This window comes from Bacteroidia bacterium (genome assembly GCA_026932145.1).
Classification (GTDB): Bacteria; Bacteroidota; Bacteroidia; order J057; family JAIXKT01; genus JAIXKT01.
Genome location: JAIXKT010000037.1, coordinates 15,414 through 33,714, shown reverse-complemented (window position 1 = coordinate 33,714; position 18,301 = coordinate 15,414). Strand labels below are relative to the sequence as shown.

Here is an 18,301-nt window from a genome sequence, read left to right as displayed (position 1 = left end):
ATTTTGTTATTCGGAAAGGCGGCTCTGGTCAGGGATAGTAACTACCACATCTCCTGATATTTCGCATTGGCAGGCTAAACGAGATTCTAACCTGGGATCTAATGCACTATCCACATAGTCTTCTTCTCTGGCACTCATTTCGGATATATTTTCCATTCCTGACTCAATATAGACATGGCACGTTGTGCAGGCACAAACACCGCCGCAATTATGATGAAGCCCTATCTCATTTTCTTTAGAAATATCCAACAGTGTTTCTCCTGTAACTGCCTGAACCTCAATGGTTTTTTGTGGATTATTTTCAAATAGGAAGGTTACTTTATGTAGGTTTAAATTTGTACTCACTTAATTAGAACTTACTTTTGAGAACAACTCTTGTTGTATATTAGTTCCTTTATCATGTGCATACCAAGTGTGCATTTCCTCGTAAAGCTGCTCTTTGGTTCTGTTGTTTGGATTTTTTTTCCATTCTTTTACAAGGTTTTGTGCATTTTGGGGTCTGGGTCCCCAAACAAATAGTTCTTTTTCTGTATTATGCTCGTGGTTATACTCAATAGCTACTAATATTGGAATCGCCTGGTTTCCGTCTGTTAGATATTGGTTCATAACAGACTGGTTTTCATCTCGTAAGATAATTTTAAGTTCTATTTGAGGGTAGTTTTCCGCAATTTTTGCGATAAATGGGACAATTTGTGAGGCATCTCCGCACCATGCTTCAGTTATCAGCCACCAAGTTTGGTTTTTAATGTTCTTTAGTTTTTCCCATTCTGGTAGTAGTTGGCCTATTTTATTCCATTTTTCCATACGAGAAAGATTTAACTTGGTGTAGTTTATCATTCCCGAGCTATGGTCAGTTCCCGTTGTTTTATTTTCTGCCAGCAGTTTTTTTATTAATTCTAAATATTCCGAATAAGTAAATGCGCGGCTTATTACTGTTTTTATGCTGTTCATATTTTTGAAGATGATATATTTTGGGTTAAATCAATCATTTCTAAGGCTGTGATGGCTGCTTCTGTGCCTTTGTTCCCAAACTTACCGCCGGCACGCTCCTCTGCTTGTTCAAAGGTGTCTGTTGTTAAAACGCCAAAAACAACCGGTTTATTGTATTTCAACGAAACTTGTTGGATAGCGCTACTTACGGATTGACAAATAAATTCAAAGTGGCGGGTTTCTCCTTGTATCACACAACCCAAGCAGATAACAGCATCATAATGCTGATATTGAAGGGCGATATTAGCTCCCTGCGGGAGTTCATAAGAACCGGACACATACAGTACCGATATTTGGATAACCCCATATTTCTGTAAAGTTGCTACTGCCGCCTCTCGTAAATTTTCTACTACTTGACTATTCCATTTAGCAACAACTATTGCTATCCGCGTATTCTGGTGGTCTTGTTTGTTGTTATAGGTGATTTCGGCGGGTTGTTTCTTTCCCATCAATCTTCAAACTTAGCGATGTATTTTTCGACACTCTGGCCTTCTTGGCTATTGGGAAATTTTCGCTTAATTGTTTGGTATATTTCTAAGGCACCGGCGTTATTTCCGGCAAGTTCTTCATTTCTGGCGGCATTCATTAAGAAAAAAGGAGTTGTCTGGCTATTTTCGTTAATTGAGGCAGCTTTTCGGTAATTTTTAGCTGCTTCCGCAAAGTCTTTTTTCTCTTCGTGGGCAAAGGCAAGTGCAGCGTAGGCTGATGCGCCTATCAGGTCATCTCCTTTGGAAAAACTCTCCAAGTATTCAACTCCCTTATTTATATTTCCTTTTTTGAGATAGCAGCATCCTAAATAATATTTGCACAAATTACCTGCGGGTGTTCCGCTATATTCATCTGCCAATTTTTCAAATCCAGGATACTGTGAGTCTCCTTTTATTGCTTTATCTACTGAATCTTTTTCAAAAAAGCGGACAGCCCGAACCATCTGATCAACAGCTTCTTTCTGCTGGTCTCCTAAATAGCTTTGATAATATAAGTATCCTCCAATAGCAAGTACAATGCCCCCTAAGATTCCCAGAGCAAAATTTTTGTACTTTTGAATAAGTACATCATAATTTATGGTAGATTCAACGGTTTCTGCCACAACGGGAATTTCGGTCTTTGGCTGGTTAATAACAGGAGTTGGTTGTTCGGCCATATTTTGCCCTTAAAATTTAGCCCGCAAAACAACGCAATATTTCTGAAAATAACAAAAGTTCAGCCCTATTTTTTTTGCTTATCGTTAGTAGCCGAAAAACTTACCCAGATGCTTAAATGTTACCTTACCTAAGTTATCTCAGTAAGGTAACATTTCCAGTATAAGGATGCTTATTTCCAACTATAACTTTGTAGTAATAAACTCCTTCCGGTACGTCAGTTCCATTATTTTTCCCATTCCATCCGGTATTTGGATCGTTTGTTTCAAACATTTGCATTCCATAACGGTCAAGCACCACTAACTGGAATGATAATCCGCCGGTATAATTCACTTTAAAAACTTCGTTGATACCGTCTCCATTAGGGGTAAAAACGTCCGGGATAATAATATCTGGTTCAATAATTGAATACGGGCCATGAATAACGGTATCTGTGCAGCCTATCTGGTTCGTTACGAATAACGTTACATAGTAAGTTCCAAAATATTGGTAAGAGTGAGTAACTGATTTTCCGGTGGCCGATGTTCCGTCCCCAAAAAGCCATAACCAAGAGGTAGAATTAGGAGTAGAATCTATAAACACAATTTCTGTCAATGGCAGTACCAATTTTACCGGATAGTTTGGAATAGATACAAAGTCTGCTTGCAACTCATTGATTATTATTGGTTCTGGTGCAAAAAATGTATCTTCGCAGCCCCCAGTTGCCCGAGCTATCAGTATTGGTTGAAATATTCCGGGCTGTTGATAAATATGAACGGGATTGTGCTCATTAGAGAACGTACCATCCCCAAATATCCATAACCAGCTAACTCCATTTTGGGCTTGATTTACAAAAGAAACTTCATGGCCAACGCAGCCATCTACGATAGTGTTTACAAATTTAGCCTCCGGCTTGGGTAAAACTTCTATGTAATAACTTGCAGTATCTTCGCAACCGGCTTCTGATATTTTAACTGTGTAAAGAGTTGAAACCATCGGAGCTACAACTACTTGTGAAGTTCCGTTATTTAGCAGCCCGATAGTGGGAGACCATTCATAATGCTCTTGGCCAAGCCCTGTATTGGAACGTAAAACGACAAAATCACCTTGACAAATCCGGTTTGTATCTCCTGAAACAGTAGCTACAATGCCCGGCAAAACGTTCACCACTACTGAATCTGTTATTGTGCAAATTCCAATTCTGGCAGAAAGATAATATACAATACTTTCGGTAGGTCGAGCTATTGGATTTAATGTGAATGGGTTATCTAAACCGGTTGTAGGATACCACTCGATATGTACCGGTTGAACCGGTGCAATAACCCGTGCAGGTAAGTGGATTTCGGCTCCGGAACAAACTACTAAGCCGGTAGGTGAGTTAGTGGTGTCTGCATCTACGGTGGCAACCGGTGAAACAGTAACCAAAACACTGTCATAAATACCTTCGCAGCCAAGATAGCCTACAAATAAGCGATACCAAGTAGTTGTATCCGGCGAAGCCATTGGCTTACGTGCATACGGATTATCTAATCCTTGCGTTGGCTCCCAACGGTATGAAAGTAAGGAATCAGGTACTCCAAACAAAGTTCCCAAACCTTCTAAGACAGTAGAATCTTTAGGGCAAATTTGCTTGTTGGGGCCAGCTTCAGCCGTAGCCTTTGGAATTACTGTTACCAATACTGAATCAACAGTGCTGGCGCAGCCATTGGAAATTACGGTTACAAAGTAGGTCGTTGTTTGGGTTGGGCTTGCCATGGGCCGTCTTGCCGTTGAATCGCTTAGGCCGGTAGAAGGAGACCACAAGTAACTATAATTTGGTCCGCCGCCCTCCGGCATATTTCCAACCGGAACGCCTCCCCCTAAACAAACAAAGGTATCCGGTCCTGCATGAGCCGTCGGAATTTCTTCTACAAATACTACTGCCGTTGCTATGGTATCTAAGGCAGTAGGGCTGCTAGAACAACCGGTTTGGTTGGAGATCACTTGTAGAACATAAATAGTTGTGGTATCTGGGTTTGCGTATGGATTTAAAATAGAAGAATCGCTCAAACCGGTACTTGGATACCAACGATAATGGTAACTTCCAAAGCCGCCACCTACACCCTGACCGTTCAAAAAGACTCCTTGCCCCGAACCTTTGCAAATAATTTTATCAGGACCGGCATTAGCCTGCGGCACAGAATCTACGAGGACAAAAACTTCTACAGAATCAGAAGAGCAGCCCCGTATATCCGTAACCACGCACACATAACGAGTGCTTGCTGTTGGATTTGCAATTGGATTCGCCACAAAAGCAGAACTTAACCCTGTGGTAGGATACCAAGCATAAGCATAATTTCCAGCACCGCCAGAAGCGGTTACGCCTATCTGTGTTCCCCCGCTACCGGCACAAAAAGCTACCTGATTATTATATGGTAATACCTGAAGTGTTGGAGAGACAAATACCATAACAGTATCTGGGGTGCTTGTGCAGCCATTACAATTAGTTGTAAATATATATCCTGTTGTGGATGAAGGATTTACTACGGGTTTTAATACAGCAGAAATAAAATTACCATTGACATCATACCATTGATAGGTAAAGTTGCAACCCGGTGCTCCTAATGTTGCACCTTGTAAGGTAACTGGGCCGCGTCCTTGGCATAAGAAAATATCTGAGCCGGCATCTCCAAACGGGTTTTCAGTTACAAAAGTAGTTTGGGCAACTGTATCTATACATTCGCCATTTACAATGATATATTTTATCGTTTGAGTGCCCAAAATGGAAGGAGTAAAAATATTTCCATTCATTCCAACACCTACGAATGTGCCACCGGCCTGAACTGGGAATAATGTATCCGGCGGGCTATTTAGGCAGTATCCTAACTCAAGGCCGCTAAAAGACGCATCAACAACTGTAACATGAACCGGAATATTACTACTATCTTGACAGCCAATGGCATTAGTAACCTTGACGGCTATTCCACTCAAAGGAACTGTTCCCCAATTTACCGTAACTGTAGCTGTTCCTTGTCCACTTAAAATAGTTCCCCCTGCAATAAACCATAGATAGTTAGGCCCGGGATGATTTGTGCGGTATATTTTAGTGCTATTTGAGCAAGCCGCTGTATCTCCAATGATGAGTGGAACCCGCACAGAATCGTTTACGGTAACAGCGTAATCTAAACTATCTTGGCATCCGTTTGTGTTTGTTACAACAAGGCGTACATAGCCATTTCCGGGAGTATCCCAAAATACGATAATTGTGTCTTGAGCAATCGTTGAAATAATTTGGCCGCCTACAACTTTCCAAGTGTAACTTGGTCCTGTGTGATCAGTCCAGTAAGCGAATATCTCTTTGGCACAGATATTAGTATTAGCTCCAAATACTTGTGGGGTGGCTACTGTATCTACCTGAACAGCAAAATATGAACTGCTATCAGCACAATTGCCGCCATTGCTTACATAGCAAGTTAAGCCACCGCCTATCCCCGGATTTATCCATTCTACTACAACCGAATCTGTATTTTGGCCAAATAAGATATTTCCACCGGAAACAACCCAATTGTAAACCGGCCCCGGATGCGCCACATGATAAGACTCAGGAACATATCTGCAAACTAATGTATCTCCTACAATAATTGGTGTTCCTAATTGGTTCACTACATTAACCGGGTTGCTAACTGATGTAGTACAACCACTTGTATTCGATACAGTTAATTGAAGTAAGGCGGCTCCTGCGGTATTCCAATTTACAGTAATAGAATCCGTCCCTTGACCAGATAAAATCACTCCACCAACTGCATTCCATACATAATTACTTCCGGGATGCTGGGTAACGTATGATTCTGTCGTATTTAAGCAGGCAATAGAAACTCCTTTTACACTTAGAGTAGCTATTGAATCAATCAAGACTGAAAGAGAATCCGTTGGCCCCACACAGTTAAACTTATTCTTCTCGGTAAGTAATATTAGTCCATCTCCAAATCCGCCCCAATCTACTGTGATAGAATTAGTTCCGGATCCGGAGGTTATACTTCCTCCGCTTACTTGCCATGAATAAGTGCTTCCTAATGTAGCCGGTACAGAATAAACAACATTATTTGTGAAGCGACAAACGGCTTGTTTTCCGCTAATTGTTTGGGATACCGGAATAGGATTAACGGTTACTATTATCGTTTGGGTGGTGGTATCAGAGCAGCCATTTCCATCTAAAGCAATAGCTTGATAGTTTCCTGAAACGGTTGCTGTGTATAAATTGCTGTTGGTTACACCTAAGCTAATTCCGTCTAATAACCAATTATAGCTACTAAACCCGCTTGTAGCTTCTAAAACAACAGAATCACCTTGGCAAAAAGTAGTTGTAGTTTGAGCCAATAATGTAGATACTGGTAGTGGATTCACCACAAATAAAATTGCATTGGTAGAAGAATCAACGCATCCTAAAGTATTAGATACCAAAACGTTGTAAATTCCGGACTGAGTAACAATACAGGAATCCGCAATTGCACCTGATATAGCTAATCCATTTTGAAACCATTGATAGGTTAATAATCCGGTTGTTGCGTGTATAACTGACTGATTCCCAAAACAAAATATTTGGGGGTCATTTGTCGTAATATTTGCAATCGGAAGTGATTTTGCTGTAACAGTAATCTCAGATGAAGTATCCCGGCAACCAAAAGAATTGATTATTTCAACTTTATAATTACCTGAAATAGCTGCGGTATAACTTGATTGAGTTGCACCGGATAACAAAAATCCATCACGAAACCACTGATAACTGTTGTAGCCTGTTTGTGCTTCAAGCACTACGGAATCACCTTGACAAAAAGTTGTATCTCCTAACGGAGTAACGATAACATTTGGAAATGGGTTTACTGTAACTAAAATAGTGTCTCGGCAATTTCCGGAAGACTTTGAGATAATGTATTCTTGTTGAGGAATGTTAAACTGAACAGATACATTTCCGGTTCCAATAAATATAGTTCCTGAGGATCCGCCAAAAAGTGAATCGCTTGGATGGGCTTGAGCAAGAGTCAAGATTCCACCTTGGCAAAAAGCAGTGTCTTGTGTACTTGAATTATGGCTTAAAAACGGTCGGGAGTGAACGGTTAGTAAAAGCTGTGTTTTGCAACCTGCCGGAGATGTGAGAAATACAGTATCTTGTTCAGCAACATTTGCCGTTCCGGAAATATAACTTCCAGTTACAGAATTGATTGTAGAGCCTATATTTGAAGAAATAGACCATAATCCAGTTGAACCCGAAAAGTTTTGAATATCACCTGAACAAAAATTCGTTTGTGTAGCGGTAATTATGGGGAAGGGTTCTATCGTTATGGTGGCAAATCCAGATAAATTATTACTTACACAGTTTGGGGAAGTTCCTAAGTCCGTTAAACTAACTAATGAATAAGTGGTAGTGGTTGCTGGTGAAACGGTTACAGAAACAGAATCCGGTACATTGGATAAATTGAAAGAGTTTGTTCCGTCAGAATAAACTGCATTAAAAGGGCCGGTTCCGGAAAAAGAAAAGTTGATTATAGCAGAGCCTCCTGGGCATATTGTATCAAGGCCGGAAATAGTACCGGTTGGGAGCGGATTTACCGTAAAAGTGGCTGCTCCTGTGAGTTGGGTTGCTTGGCACTGGGGCGTTATTCCTAAATCAATTAGTCGAGTTAAGGTATAACTTACTGTATTTGATGGATTTATTATGATACTTGTATCTGTATTGTAGCATACAACAGTAGTTGTAGAAAGCCCGTTTGAGTAGTCAAATTCAAACGGGCCTGTTCCTGTCATGCTTACATGAATAGTAGCGGTATCGCCTTTACATAAGGTTTTATTTCCCGAAATATTTCCGGTAGGTAGCGTATTCACCGTAACAGTAGGGGTACCAATTAAAATCAAAGCGGAACAAGATAGCGGGGTGCCTTTATCTATAACAGAAACTAATGAATATGTGGTAGTTACCGTAGGAGAAACGGCGATAACATCTCCATTAGAAATTCCATTTTGGGCAAATATAGTAGTGCCGTCAAAGTACTGTATATCAAATGGGCCTATTCCGGTCAGCAATACAGATAGATAAGTAGTTTGGCCAGCACAAATTGTAGCTGTACCGGCTAAATTTCCTTCGGGAAGGGCTGTAATTGTAATAGTCTTAGTTACAGTAGCAGCACCAACGGTAAGTTCAATAGCTCCGCTGGTACTTGTTCCCCAATCTACAGTTACAGACTGCGTTCCCTGCCCACTTATGATGCTACCACCTAAGACGTTCCAAGAGTATGGTCCTGATAAATCATCTGCCACATAAACAATTCCATTTGTGCCGGCACAAACCATAGAATCCGCAATAGAGCCAGAAGAAAATGTAGCCTGCCCCTGCACAAAATATGTACTCCAAAAAGTGTACGCAAAAAACAATAATACTAATCTCATGCAACAAACCGATAACGCGGTTTTCCGACCACAAAAATACAATTATTTGGCTCGTAGTGCTGTTTTATTCCTGAATCGTTTACCTTTATAGTAGAATGGTCTTTTTTTACCGTTAATTAAGGCTAAAATATTGCTTTGTTGCACTATTTACTTGCTATGGGTGTATATTTTAAGCAGCAAGTTGCTAAAAGACCTTATAATATTCAAAAGCCGCTAATGTAAGTTAGCGGCTTTTGAATATTATATTACTACAAAAATATGATAATTAATAGGTACTTTTCACTACTTTGGATACCCATGTTTGAGATCCATCAAAAACCTCAACGATATAGGTACCGGCTTCAAAACTTGCTATATTGATTTCGTGCTTGTAGTTTCCTTTGGCTACATAGTCGCTGGCTTCATATACTGTTTGGCCAAGTTGGTTTGATACTTTGATTTTTACAGAAGCATCTTGAATTAGATTAAATTCAACTGTAAAGATACCAGCATTTGGGTTAGGATAGGTTCTGAAAACTGCATCTGGGTCAGAAGCAATTGTTTTCATAATTGTGGTGCTGAAAGTAGCGTTATCAGAAAATCCGAGAGTAGTGCCGGAGCAAAAACCGCGTACACGCCATTCGTAAGTAGTATTCGATAAGAGATTGACTAAGCCAAAAGAAGTTGTTTTAGTATTTCTTTGGATAAAATTACCGTTGTTACCGGCTACTCGATACTGTACATTAAAGCTATCTGCATTGGCTAAGTTATCCCAAGAAACAGTTGCGCCCGTTATGGTAATATTAGAAGCAGTAAGATTTGTAGGTTTGAGACAGCCGGGTAAAGTATTGAAGTTTGAGGGTTGTGTCCAAATACTATTGGAAGAAGCACAGATTGAACGCACTCGCCACTCATAGGCTTGGTTATTAAATAATCCGTTTAAAGTTATTGAATTTGTAGTAGCTGTTCTAAGAATCCAGCCATTTTCGCCGGCACGGCGAAAACCTACTTGATATGAATCCGGCACGGCACCGGAAATCTGCCAATTTAGTGCCACTGAATTGGTCGTGATATTGGAGGCCACTAAGTTAGAAATTGTTCCGCAAGGTGCTCCTGTGGTAAATACTCCTATTGATGAAAAAGTAGAACTACCTTGTCCGCAGAAGGTACGTACCCGCCACTCATAGGTTGTATTCTGGTCTAAGAGATAAACCGTTAAAGAACTCAACGTTGCATTTTTTCGGGTCATCCAGTTAGATGATCCTAACTTTCTGATTTGAACCTGGCAGCTATCCGCATGATAATACGGAAAATCTGTGTTTAGAGTCCAACTCAAAGCTGCTTTGGTATAATCGGGCAGCGCACTTAGGTTTGTAGCAATCGGGCAGGAACAAGTTCCGGTTTGTATTTGAATAACCGGAGATTGGTTAGATACGCAAGAATAACTTTGAGCAGCAACGGTATAGTTACCGGCTGAACTTACCCACATAGAATCAGCATCGTAGTTTGAGATTAAGTTTCCATCCAGATACCATACATTTTTACCCGAAAAATTTGATTTAAGTAAGGTTCTGGCTCCGTTGCAAAGTTGGCTGCCATTTAAGGCTGATAAGATTGGTATTGCAGGGGTTTCACATAACGGGAAGTTGGGTGCCGGATTTACGAAAGTCCCTAACGACTTGATATTTTGTAAGGAAAATGAATATAAAGCCATCGGTTTTATTCTCCAAATTACTGTATTAAACCCTGCTGGATTGGTTATTGGGACTTTAATGCGGCCTATTCTGGTACGTGTGGCGGTTACCAACTGACCAGGGCCCTGCATCGTTGTTTGCTCATTTACGTTTAAGTTTACATAATCTAACCCATGGCCGGAAGATAGCGGATAATAGGAATTAGGGTCGGTGTTACTATCCCAAGGGCCATTCGCTGTATAATCTTGTTGCATCGCATCAATGTTTAGATTGGCGGCAGTAACATAAATACTGAAATTAGAAGACCCTAAATAAAAATCTGACCCGCTAGTTCGCTGAATATAAAAATCTAAATTCAGGAAGCCTCCCTGAACCGACTGATCTATTTCGCACTTATATTTATTTTGAGCCAGTAGATTTTGTTGTGTAAAACCCAAAAACAAAATCAGCAAAACAACCAGAGAATAAACGCGTTTCATAAAAGTTGTTGAAATTAGTTCTTTATACGAAGAAAATATAGTTGGGTTGTAAAATTCTATCTTTTTTTTATAAAATCCAAATCTTTTTCTACCTAAAAAGTGTCAGTATCTATATTTTTTAAGAAGCTGGTAGCTTTTATTATTCGTGGATTAAGGTAGGTATCTTCCGCGTAATAGGGACAAATTTCATGGAATTGCCGTACTACTTTGGCTAAATTTGGGTTAACTGGTAATTGTTTTTGTTCTTGTTTGGATTTAATCCATGCGGCTGTTGTATTGGCAAGCCATTCAATACCCAGTAGATTCCAGGTATTTTCGATAACGGAATATAGTTTTGTTGCAGCATTTGCGCCCATGCTCACGTGGTCTTCTTGGCCGTTGCATGAGGGAATGTTATCGGCACTGGCGGGTGTGCATAGCTGTTTGTTGGCACTGGCCAAAGCTGCTGCGGAATATTGGGCTATCATTAGGCCGGAGTTTATGCCCGGATTTTCTGTCAAAAAAGGAGGTAAATTTCGAGAACCGGCTAAAAGCCAAAATATTCTACGTTCTGCTATTGAACCTAATTCGGCTAAGGCTATGCAAAGAAAGTCTAAGGTTAATGCCAATGGTTGCCCATGAAAATTCCCACCTGAAATTGCTATGGGTTCTGGATCATCGAAGATAAGTGGGTTATCGGTTACGGAATTAATTTCTGTTAAAAAGACTTGCGCAGCGTATTCTATGGCATCATAGCTTGCCCCATGTACCTGCGGGATACACCGAAAAGAATATGGGTCTTGCACTGCTTTTTTGGCTTGGTCTGCCCATTCAGAATCTTTTCGCATAGTTGTAATTCTTTCAGAAACTATTTTTTGCCCCGGATGCTTCCGAACCATTGCAATTCGGCTGTCAAATGGTTCTTTTCGTGCGTCAAAGACATCCAAACTCAACGCTGCCACAAAATCTGCCATAAACGAGATATTGCGGGATTGAATTAACGCATATACAGAGTAAGCACTCATAAACTGAGTTCCATTTAGCAAAGCTAACCCTTCCTTTGGCCCTAAGACTAAAGGCTCTATTTGTAAATGCTGAAGTACATCTGCTGACTGTTTTTTCTCCCCTAAAAAATAAGCCTCCCCCTCTCCTATCAATGGCAAACATAAATGTGCTAATGGGGCTAAATCTCCACTTGCCCCCAATGAACCTTGCTGATAAACAACCGGTAAGATATTTTCATTCAAAAAGAGCAGTAATCTCTCTACTAACGGCAATGATACACCGGAATAACCTTGGGCTAATGCGTGTATTTTGAGCAACATCATTAGTCGTACAATTTCTGCCGGGACATCCTTACCTACTCCGGCTGCATGGCTGCGCAATAGATTAAGTTGAAGTTGGCCTAATTGATCTGCCGGAATAGAAGTATTGCACAGCGACCCAAAACCTGTGTTTATGCCATAAATTGGAGCACTACCCGAAGAGATGAGCGACAACATAGTTTGGTGGCTATGCAAAATTCGGTTTTGGCTAAATTCTGATAGTTTCACAACCGTTGGATACTTCCAAAAATCAACTAACTGCGGGTATGTTAGCGGTGAACTATCTAAATAAAGTGTTTTTTTTTCTGCCATAAAAAATAATTTCTTTAATATGAAAAATCAATCTAATTAAGTTGGTAATTAGTTGTTCAAAATTTGGGTTGAAACAATTTCATGGATAGCTTTTCGGTCAATTTTCCCATTCAGATTGATTGGGAATTGCTTTATTGGAATTATTTTTTTGGGAATCATATAATCCGGGATTTTGAATTTCAGATGCTCAAGGAGCTGGGGAATGTCTATATCGTTGGGAACTGTTTCTACTGCTAACACAAGAATTGTTTGATTATTTTCACTAATACCCAAGGCGATGGTTGTTTTTTGCAGAAAGTTTCGGGCGTGATGTTCTATTTCTCCGGCTTCTACTCGGTAGCCGTCAATTTTCAACTGGAAGTCTGCGCGTCCTATGTAATTATAGTGATTATCATCGGTTTCAATACAAATATCTCCGGTTTTATATCCTTGCCCGAAAGCGGGAATATCCACAAATGCAGTTATTGATTTTTGCGGATTTCGCCAATACATATCTGTTACTTGGTTGCCCACCAAACATAGTTCACCACTTTTACCCGGGAGTTCAGTAATTCCCTTTTCATCAACAATGATACATTGCATATTTGGAAAAGGCTGGCCAATAGAAACTATTCCATTATGCTGATATTGAGCGGGTATCGGTAATGAAATTCGGTAGCGAGTGCAAAATATAGTTGCTTCTGTGGGGCCATAAACATTTTCTAAGCAAGCATTTGGCACACAAGTAGCCCACTCTGTTACTAAATCTGCCGGTAAAGCTTCTCCACAAAATAGTCCCCAACGTAGCGAGGGCAGGGTTATTTCATCAAAATAACGCCGCAAATAACTCAATACAGAAGGAACCATTAAAGCAACTGTTAAGTCATGATCTTCTAATAATGAACTGATTTTTAGATACGAAACGCCGCTTTCCGGCACTACATAGATGCTTGCACCCACACACAACGGCACGCACCAGCTAAAGACAGATAAATCAAACGTTAGTTCAAACATCTGTAAAAAGCGGTCATCTGGATGAAAGTCGTAAATTCCTGAAAATAATATTGTTTGCAGAAAGCTATCTAAGTTTCGATGATAAATAGGAACTCCTTTTGGGCGGCCTGTGCTACCGGATGTAAATAATAGATACGCTAAATCATCATCCTGAACTTGAAGCGGCATAAATCTATCCGGTTTAAGCGGAATCTGCGAAGTATTCAAAAAGGGAATATTACACTCAAATGGTAAATTTTTGAACCCCAGAATACAAGAGAGTTCGGCTTGTTCTATTTGGTCTTGTAATCGGTTGGAAGGGTTTTTTAGATTTAATGGAACATAAGCGCAGCGTAGTGCCCAGCAAGCCAATAACGAAGCATAAGTAAAAATATTATCTCCGGTAATTATTCCAATACGGTCTCCCGATTGGGCATACTTTTGTAAACTTCCGTAAATACTTGTTACATAGATCCCTAACTCCTCATAAGTATAGGTAGCACCCTCAAAAAAGAATGATTTTTTCTCTTTTAGCTGTTGAATATTTTGAAAGATATTGTTTACAATCATGGTTTTAGTTGGTAATGGTTATTCTGTAATCCCAAAAGTTGTAAAAAGTAACGAAATTCAACTGCGTGAACCGAACAAAGCACTTCCCAGCCGAATGTGGGTAGCTCCTTCTTCAATGGCTATTTCAAAATCATTAGACATTCCCATACTGAGTAGGGGTAAATTTCCCAAACTACTTTTATGTTCCGATAAAATTTTCTCCCGAAGTTGATACAGGCTTTGGAATTGTTTATGAATCAATTTTTTATCATCAGTTTCTTCTGCCATTCCCATTAGGCCGTCAATTCTGATATTTGGGAAATTTGCTTGTTGTTCCCAAAAGACAGAGAGTTCTTCGGCGGCAAAACCGCCTTTGGTAGTTTCTTGTGAAATATTAATTTGTAAAAGGCAGGGGATGATTCGGTTATTTTTCTGGGCTTGGCGGTTTATCTCTATTGCTAATTTAACAGAATCCAAAGAATGAATGAGTTGAACAAAAGGGGCGATATATTTCACTTTATTGGTTTGCAGATGCCCTACTAAGTGCCAAGTAGCTTGGGGGAGCAGGGTTTGTTTTGCACTTAGTTCTTGGGGTTTATTTTCTCCAAAAATATATTGGCCGGCAGCGTATGCTTCCTGAATTTCCTCAATGGGGCGCGTTTTGGATATCGCAACTATAGTAATTTCTTGGGGAGAACGTCCAACCCGATTAGCAACTTGTTGGATTTGAGATAATATCCTCAGCCAATTATCTCGAAAATTCATGGGTTACAAAAGCATTCGGACCGGGTTTTCTAAGTTTTCCTTCAGTGTTTGTAAGAAGGCGGCTCCCAATGCACCATCTACCACCCGATGGTCGCAAGATAAAGTAACCTTCATCACATTCCCTACTGCGAGTTCTCCATTTTTAACGACAGGTTGCTGGGTAATTGCGCCTACGGCCAAAATACAGGCATCCGGCGGATTAATGATTGCCGTAAACTGGTCTATGCCAAACATTCCTAAGTTAGAGATTGTGAAAGTGTTACCCTCCCAATCAGTGGGTTGCAGTTGCTTATTTTTGGCTTTTTGGGCATAACTGCGTGTTTCTTCTGCAATCTGGGATAATCCCTTTGTGTCAGTAAATCGAATCACCGGAACAAGCAATCCGTCTTCAACTGCTACGGCAACCCCTACATGAATGTGATGATAAAACCGAATATAGTCTCCAAACCATGAAGCATTCACTTTGGGATGACGACGTAATGCAGAAGCAACTGCTTTAACGACCATATCGTTGAAAGAAATCTTTACTGATGAGCTTTGGTTTAGTGCTTCCCGAGTGCGGATGGCTTCATCCATCAAAATCTCTATTGTTAGGTAGAAATGTGGAGCTGTAAACTTACTTTCTGCTAACCTTCTGGCTATGGTACGCCGCATTTGGCTTGTTGGAACGTCTTCGTAAGTTTCTCCGATTCCTGAAATGACTTTTGGAGCAGTGGTTGTGTTGGAAGTTTTGGGTTTTGAAATATCAACGTTTTCTAAATCACGTTTGATGATTCTGCCACCGTCTCCGCTGCCGCTTATTTGTGCTAAATCTATTCCCTTGTCTTTGGCAATAGCCTTCGCTAAAGGAGATGCTTTGACACGAGAATCATTTTCCGGCTGAATTACGGAAACTTCAACAGTAGGATTAACAACGGTAACTTCCGGAGCGATATTTTTTTCGTTTGTAGGTTCTTTTTTTGCAATAGTTTGTGTATCAGGGTTTTTTTTGTTAATTAGTGCAGAAATATCTTCTCCCGATTTTCCCAATATTGCCAACAAAGCACCTACCGGAATTCTCCCGCCTGCCTCTACTCCGCGATAAAGTAGCACTCCATCTTGATAAGCTTCCAATTCCATTGTAGCCTTATCTGTTTCGACCTCTGCAATAATATCTCCGGATTTTACAGTATCTCCAATTTCTTTAAGCCAAGACACTATAACTCCTTCAGTCATTGTATCGCTCATTTTGGGCATCTCAATTCTCTCGGCCATATACCTTAAACTTTTAGTTTCAGACCCGAAAGTTAGAAAAGTTTTGCTCGATAACTCCCGTTCTTTTACAAAAAAACTCCAAGAGTCTGATAACAAATAGGATAACCACTGTATTCTTGAATGCTAAAAACTCACCATAAAGTAGTTTATTACGCTCTATGGTATTTTTTAGTATGATACTATTTGCTAAGTAGTAATTTTGTGGGCTATTTTGTGAAACAAGTGGGTTTATCGGTGATTTTTGAGGATAATCATTTACTGGCAGTTTATAAACCTACGGGAGTTTTGTCCCAAGGAGATACTACGGGGGATGAGAGCATGGTTACTTTGGCAGAAAATTATCTTAGAAATAGTTGCCAAAAACAAGGGAATGTATATGTAGCGTTATTGCACCGTTTGGATAGGCCAACATCGGGGATTATGCTTTTAGCTAAAACCAGCAAGGCTGCTGCACGTATGTCAGAGCAGTTTCGGCTTGGAGAAATCAAGAAGCGGTATTTTGCTATCACTACCCAGATCCCTCGCCCGGAATCCCAAGAGTTGATTCATCATCTCAAAAAAATACCAGGTAAAAATATTACAGTAGCTTACAATAGTCCCCAGAAAAATACCCAAGAAGCACGAATGGCCTATCGAGTAATTCAAACTTTGAATGGCTTAGCTTTGTTAGATGTGCAGTTATTTACCGGAAGACAGCACCAAATTCGGGCGCAGTTAGCTCGAATAGCCTGCCCCATACAAGGAGACGGAAAATATGGAAAAAATACTGCTTTTTTACCAGATTTGTCCATTTCTTTATCTGCCTATTTGTTAGAGTTTAAGCATCCGATAACTAAACAGAAAGTTTGTTTAACCGCTATACCCGAATCGGTATCTTTTCAGCCGTTCAAACAATCAATGGAGAGTTGGGTTGAACAATTTCAGGATAAATAATACCGTTTCACTATACTTTTGTGATAAGACACAAGAATATTAGGTTGTATTCATTTTTTGATACGTTTGTTGCATAGTTTTTCTAAACAACTCATTCTGTACCTTAATTTTACGTTTTCGTTCATTTTCTAAATAATTTACAATAAAGAGAGACGCAACAAAGAATGGAATACAAGGGATTTTGTACCGAACAAGTGCGCCAAAGTTGCTTGTTGCAAGCCCGACAGAAAAGGCAAAAGCAATACTAAAGAAAAATGAAAATATCAAAATTGGTTTTTGGATAATGTGCCGAAAAAAACCCATAAGTCCGGTTGAGTACAAGATAATAATTGTCAAATACAATAAGTACGCATTTTCAATTGCTGAAATAAATATTAACGGAGAACGTGTTTCAAATATCGTAGGGCGAAAAAAAGTGGTAAATACCGCAATGGGAAACTTAACTAAAATCCCTGTTGGAGTTGCTTCAAACGACCCTATATCAAATCGACTTCCACCACTTTCATTAAGTCTATAATAATCTTGATTATTCAACATATCATTTCTATGAGCTGCTGCAAACTGAGCAACATTATCCACTGAAAAGCGGGATGACCCCTCAGAAAGCTGAATTAAAGCAAAATAGCCCCCTATTAAAGAACTTACAATTAATACAGGGCCTATAACAAAACGAATTAACGCATTGGGGATTTTACTCTGATTTTCTAACCCCACCCAAAATATTGCAAACGGGATAAATGATATCACAATATAAGGCTTGATAAGATAAATCATGTAGCCTGACACAAAAAGAAGTATTAAGTAGAATGGATTTAGCTTCTTTTTAATAAATACTTTGTAAATTAGATAAACCAACATTCCCAACATTCCTAAGGTAATACTATCCTTAAGAACCCCTGACCCCCAAAACACCACCGATGGTATAAAAAGTACCGCGATGGCCATTTGCTTGATAAGCATCGGATAATAACTCACAAAAACCCGAAAAAGCCCCCATACACCTATAAAAGAAAATACTGAAGAAAAAATACTTAATGCATAATATGACCCAAATGTAGGGATTCCAAAAAAGAAGAACACTCTACAAACGCTATAAGTATCTATCTGCCCCCAAAAAGGCATTTTTGATCCATATTTTTTTAAGAGGTCATAGTTTGTATAATTTTCGGTATCACTAAAATCTATAGTAAGCAGATTAAAACCGTCTTTAGGACTCTCCCAAAATGCTTCTTCCATTACTTTTATGGTCTTGTAATACCCAAAAGTATCTCCCCCACCAGAGTAGTAAAATTCATACACAAGCCCCACCCCAAGCCCACCCAGCATTTTTAATGCTAATGCCGGTAAAAAATACTTCTTTACCGGATTATTTGCATATCGCCAATTTCGAAAAAAAATCGCTATACCAAGTATCGTTACAATAAAAAACGGTACTAAGATAGCATCTACCCATGATATTACCGAAAACTGTTTTACATAAGCCGCAACAGCAGTATAACCTAAGCAAAATAAGTTAGACATCTTCTTTG

At 39.7% G+C, this 18,301-nt stretch carries 11 protein-coding genes and 1 pseudogene; 1 reads left to right on the top strand and 11 read right to left on the bottom strand.

The window, feature by feature from the left end; genetic code table 11:
* Positions 1 to 6: 6 nt before the first annotated feature.
* The 10 genes and pseudogenes from LC115_08455 to LC115_08410 all read right to left on the bottom strand — a co-directional run bounded on the left by LC115_08455 (position 7) and on the right by LC115_08410 (position 15,821).
* A complete protein-coding gene (locus LC115_08455; protein MCZ2356703.1) occupies positions 7 to 345 on the bottom strand; it encodes a 2Fe-2S iron-sulfur cluster binding domain-containing protein in 339 nt (112 codons plus the stop codon).
* A complete protein-coding gene (locus LC115_08450; protein MCZ2356702.1) occupies positions 346 to 951 on the bottom strand; it encodes a thioredoxin family protein in 606 nt (201 codons plus the stop codon).
* Positions 948 to 1,439, bottom strand: coding sequence for a 6,7-dimethyl-8-ribityllumazine synthase (gene ribH, locus LC115_08445; protein MCZ2356701.1), 492 nt, complete (start codon positions 1,437 to 1,439; stop codon positions 948 to 950). Before ribH ends, LC115_08450 begins: the two co-directional genes overlap by 4 nt.
* Positions 1,439 to 2,134, bottom strand: a complete 696-nt coding sequence (locus tag LC115_08440) for a tetratricopeptide repeat protein (protein MCZ2356700.1) — start codon at positions 2,132 to 2,134, stop codon at positions 1,439 to 1,441. Before LC115_08440 ends, ribH begins: the two co-directional genes overlap by 1 nt.
* Before the next feature lie 133 nt (positions 2,135 to 2,267).
* Positions 2,268 to 8,531, bottom strand: coding sequence for a gliding motility-associated C-terminal domain-containing protein (locus LC115_08435; GenBank protein ID MCZ2356699.1), 6,264 nt, complete (start codon positions 8,529 to 8,531; stop codon positions 2,268 to 2,270).
* A gap of 265 nt (positions 8,532 to 8,796) precedes the next feature.
* Positions 8,797 to 10,683 (bottom strand): fibronectin type III domain-containing protein, encoded by a 1,887-nt coding sequence (locus tag LC115_08430; protein ID MCZ2356698.1) that lies wholly within the window; start codon positions 10,681 to 10,683, stop codon positions 8,797 to 8,799.
* Positions 10,684 to 10,775: 92 nt separating this feature from the next.
* Positions 10,776 to 12,299: a histidine ammonia-lyase gene (gene hutH, locus LC115_08425; protein MCZ2356697.1), complete on the bottom strand. Its 1,524-nt coding sequence runs from the start codon at positions 12,297 to 12,299 to the stop codon at positions 10,776 to 10,778.
* Between the two features lie 48 nt (positions 12,300 to 12,347).
* A complete protein-coding gene (locus tag LC115_08420) occupies positions 12,348 to 13,841 on the bottom strand; it encodes an AMP-binding protein (GenBank protein MCZ2356696.1) in 1,494 nt (497 codons plus the stop codon).
* Between the two features lie 57 nt (positions 13,842 to 13,898).
* Positions 13,899 to 14,585 (bottom strand): YggS family pyridoxal phosphate-dependent enzyme, encoded by a 687-nt coding sequence (locus LC115_08415; protein MCZ2356695.1) that lies wholly within the window; start codon positions 14,583 to 14,585, stop codon positions 13,899 to 13,901.
* Positions 14,586 to 14,588: 3 nt separating this feature from the next.
* Positions 14,589 to 15,821 (bottom strand): annotated as a pseudogene (locus LC115_08410) (pyruvate dehydrogenase complex dihydrolipoamide acetyltransferase).
* A 231-nt stretch (positions 15,822 to 16,052) separates the two neighbouring features.
* On the opposite strand from LC115_08410, the gene LC115_08405 reads away from it, so the two are divergent.
* Positions 16,053 to 16,772, top strand: coding sequence for an RluA family pseudouridine synthase (locus LC115_08405; protein ID MCZ2356694.1), 720 nt, complete (start codon positions 16,053 to 16,055; stop codon positions 16,770 to 16,772).
* 39 nt (positions 16,773 to 16,811) lie between these two features.
* On the opposite strand, the gene LC115_08400 is transcribed toward LC115_08405, so the two are convergent.
* The gene (locus LC115_08400; GenBank protein MCZ2356693.1) at positions 16,812 to 18,293 is read right to left on the bottom strand and encodes a hypothetical protein; all 1,482 of its coding nucleotides are present in this window, start codon (positions 18,291 to 18,293) and stop codon (positions 16,812 to 16,814) included.
* Positions 18,294 to 18,301: the final 8 nt, after the last annotated feature.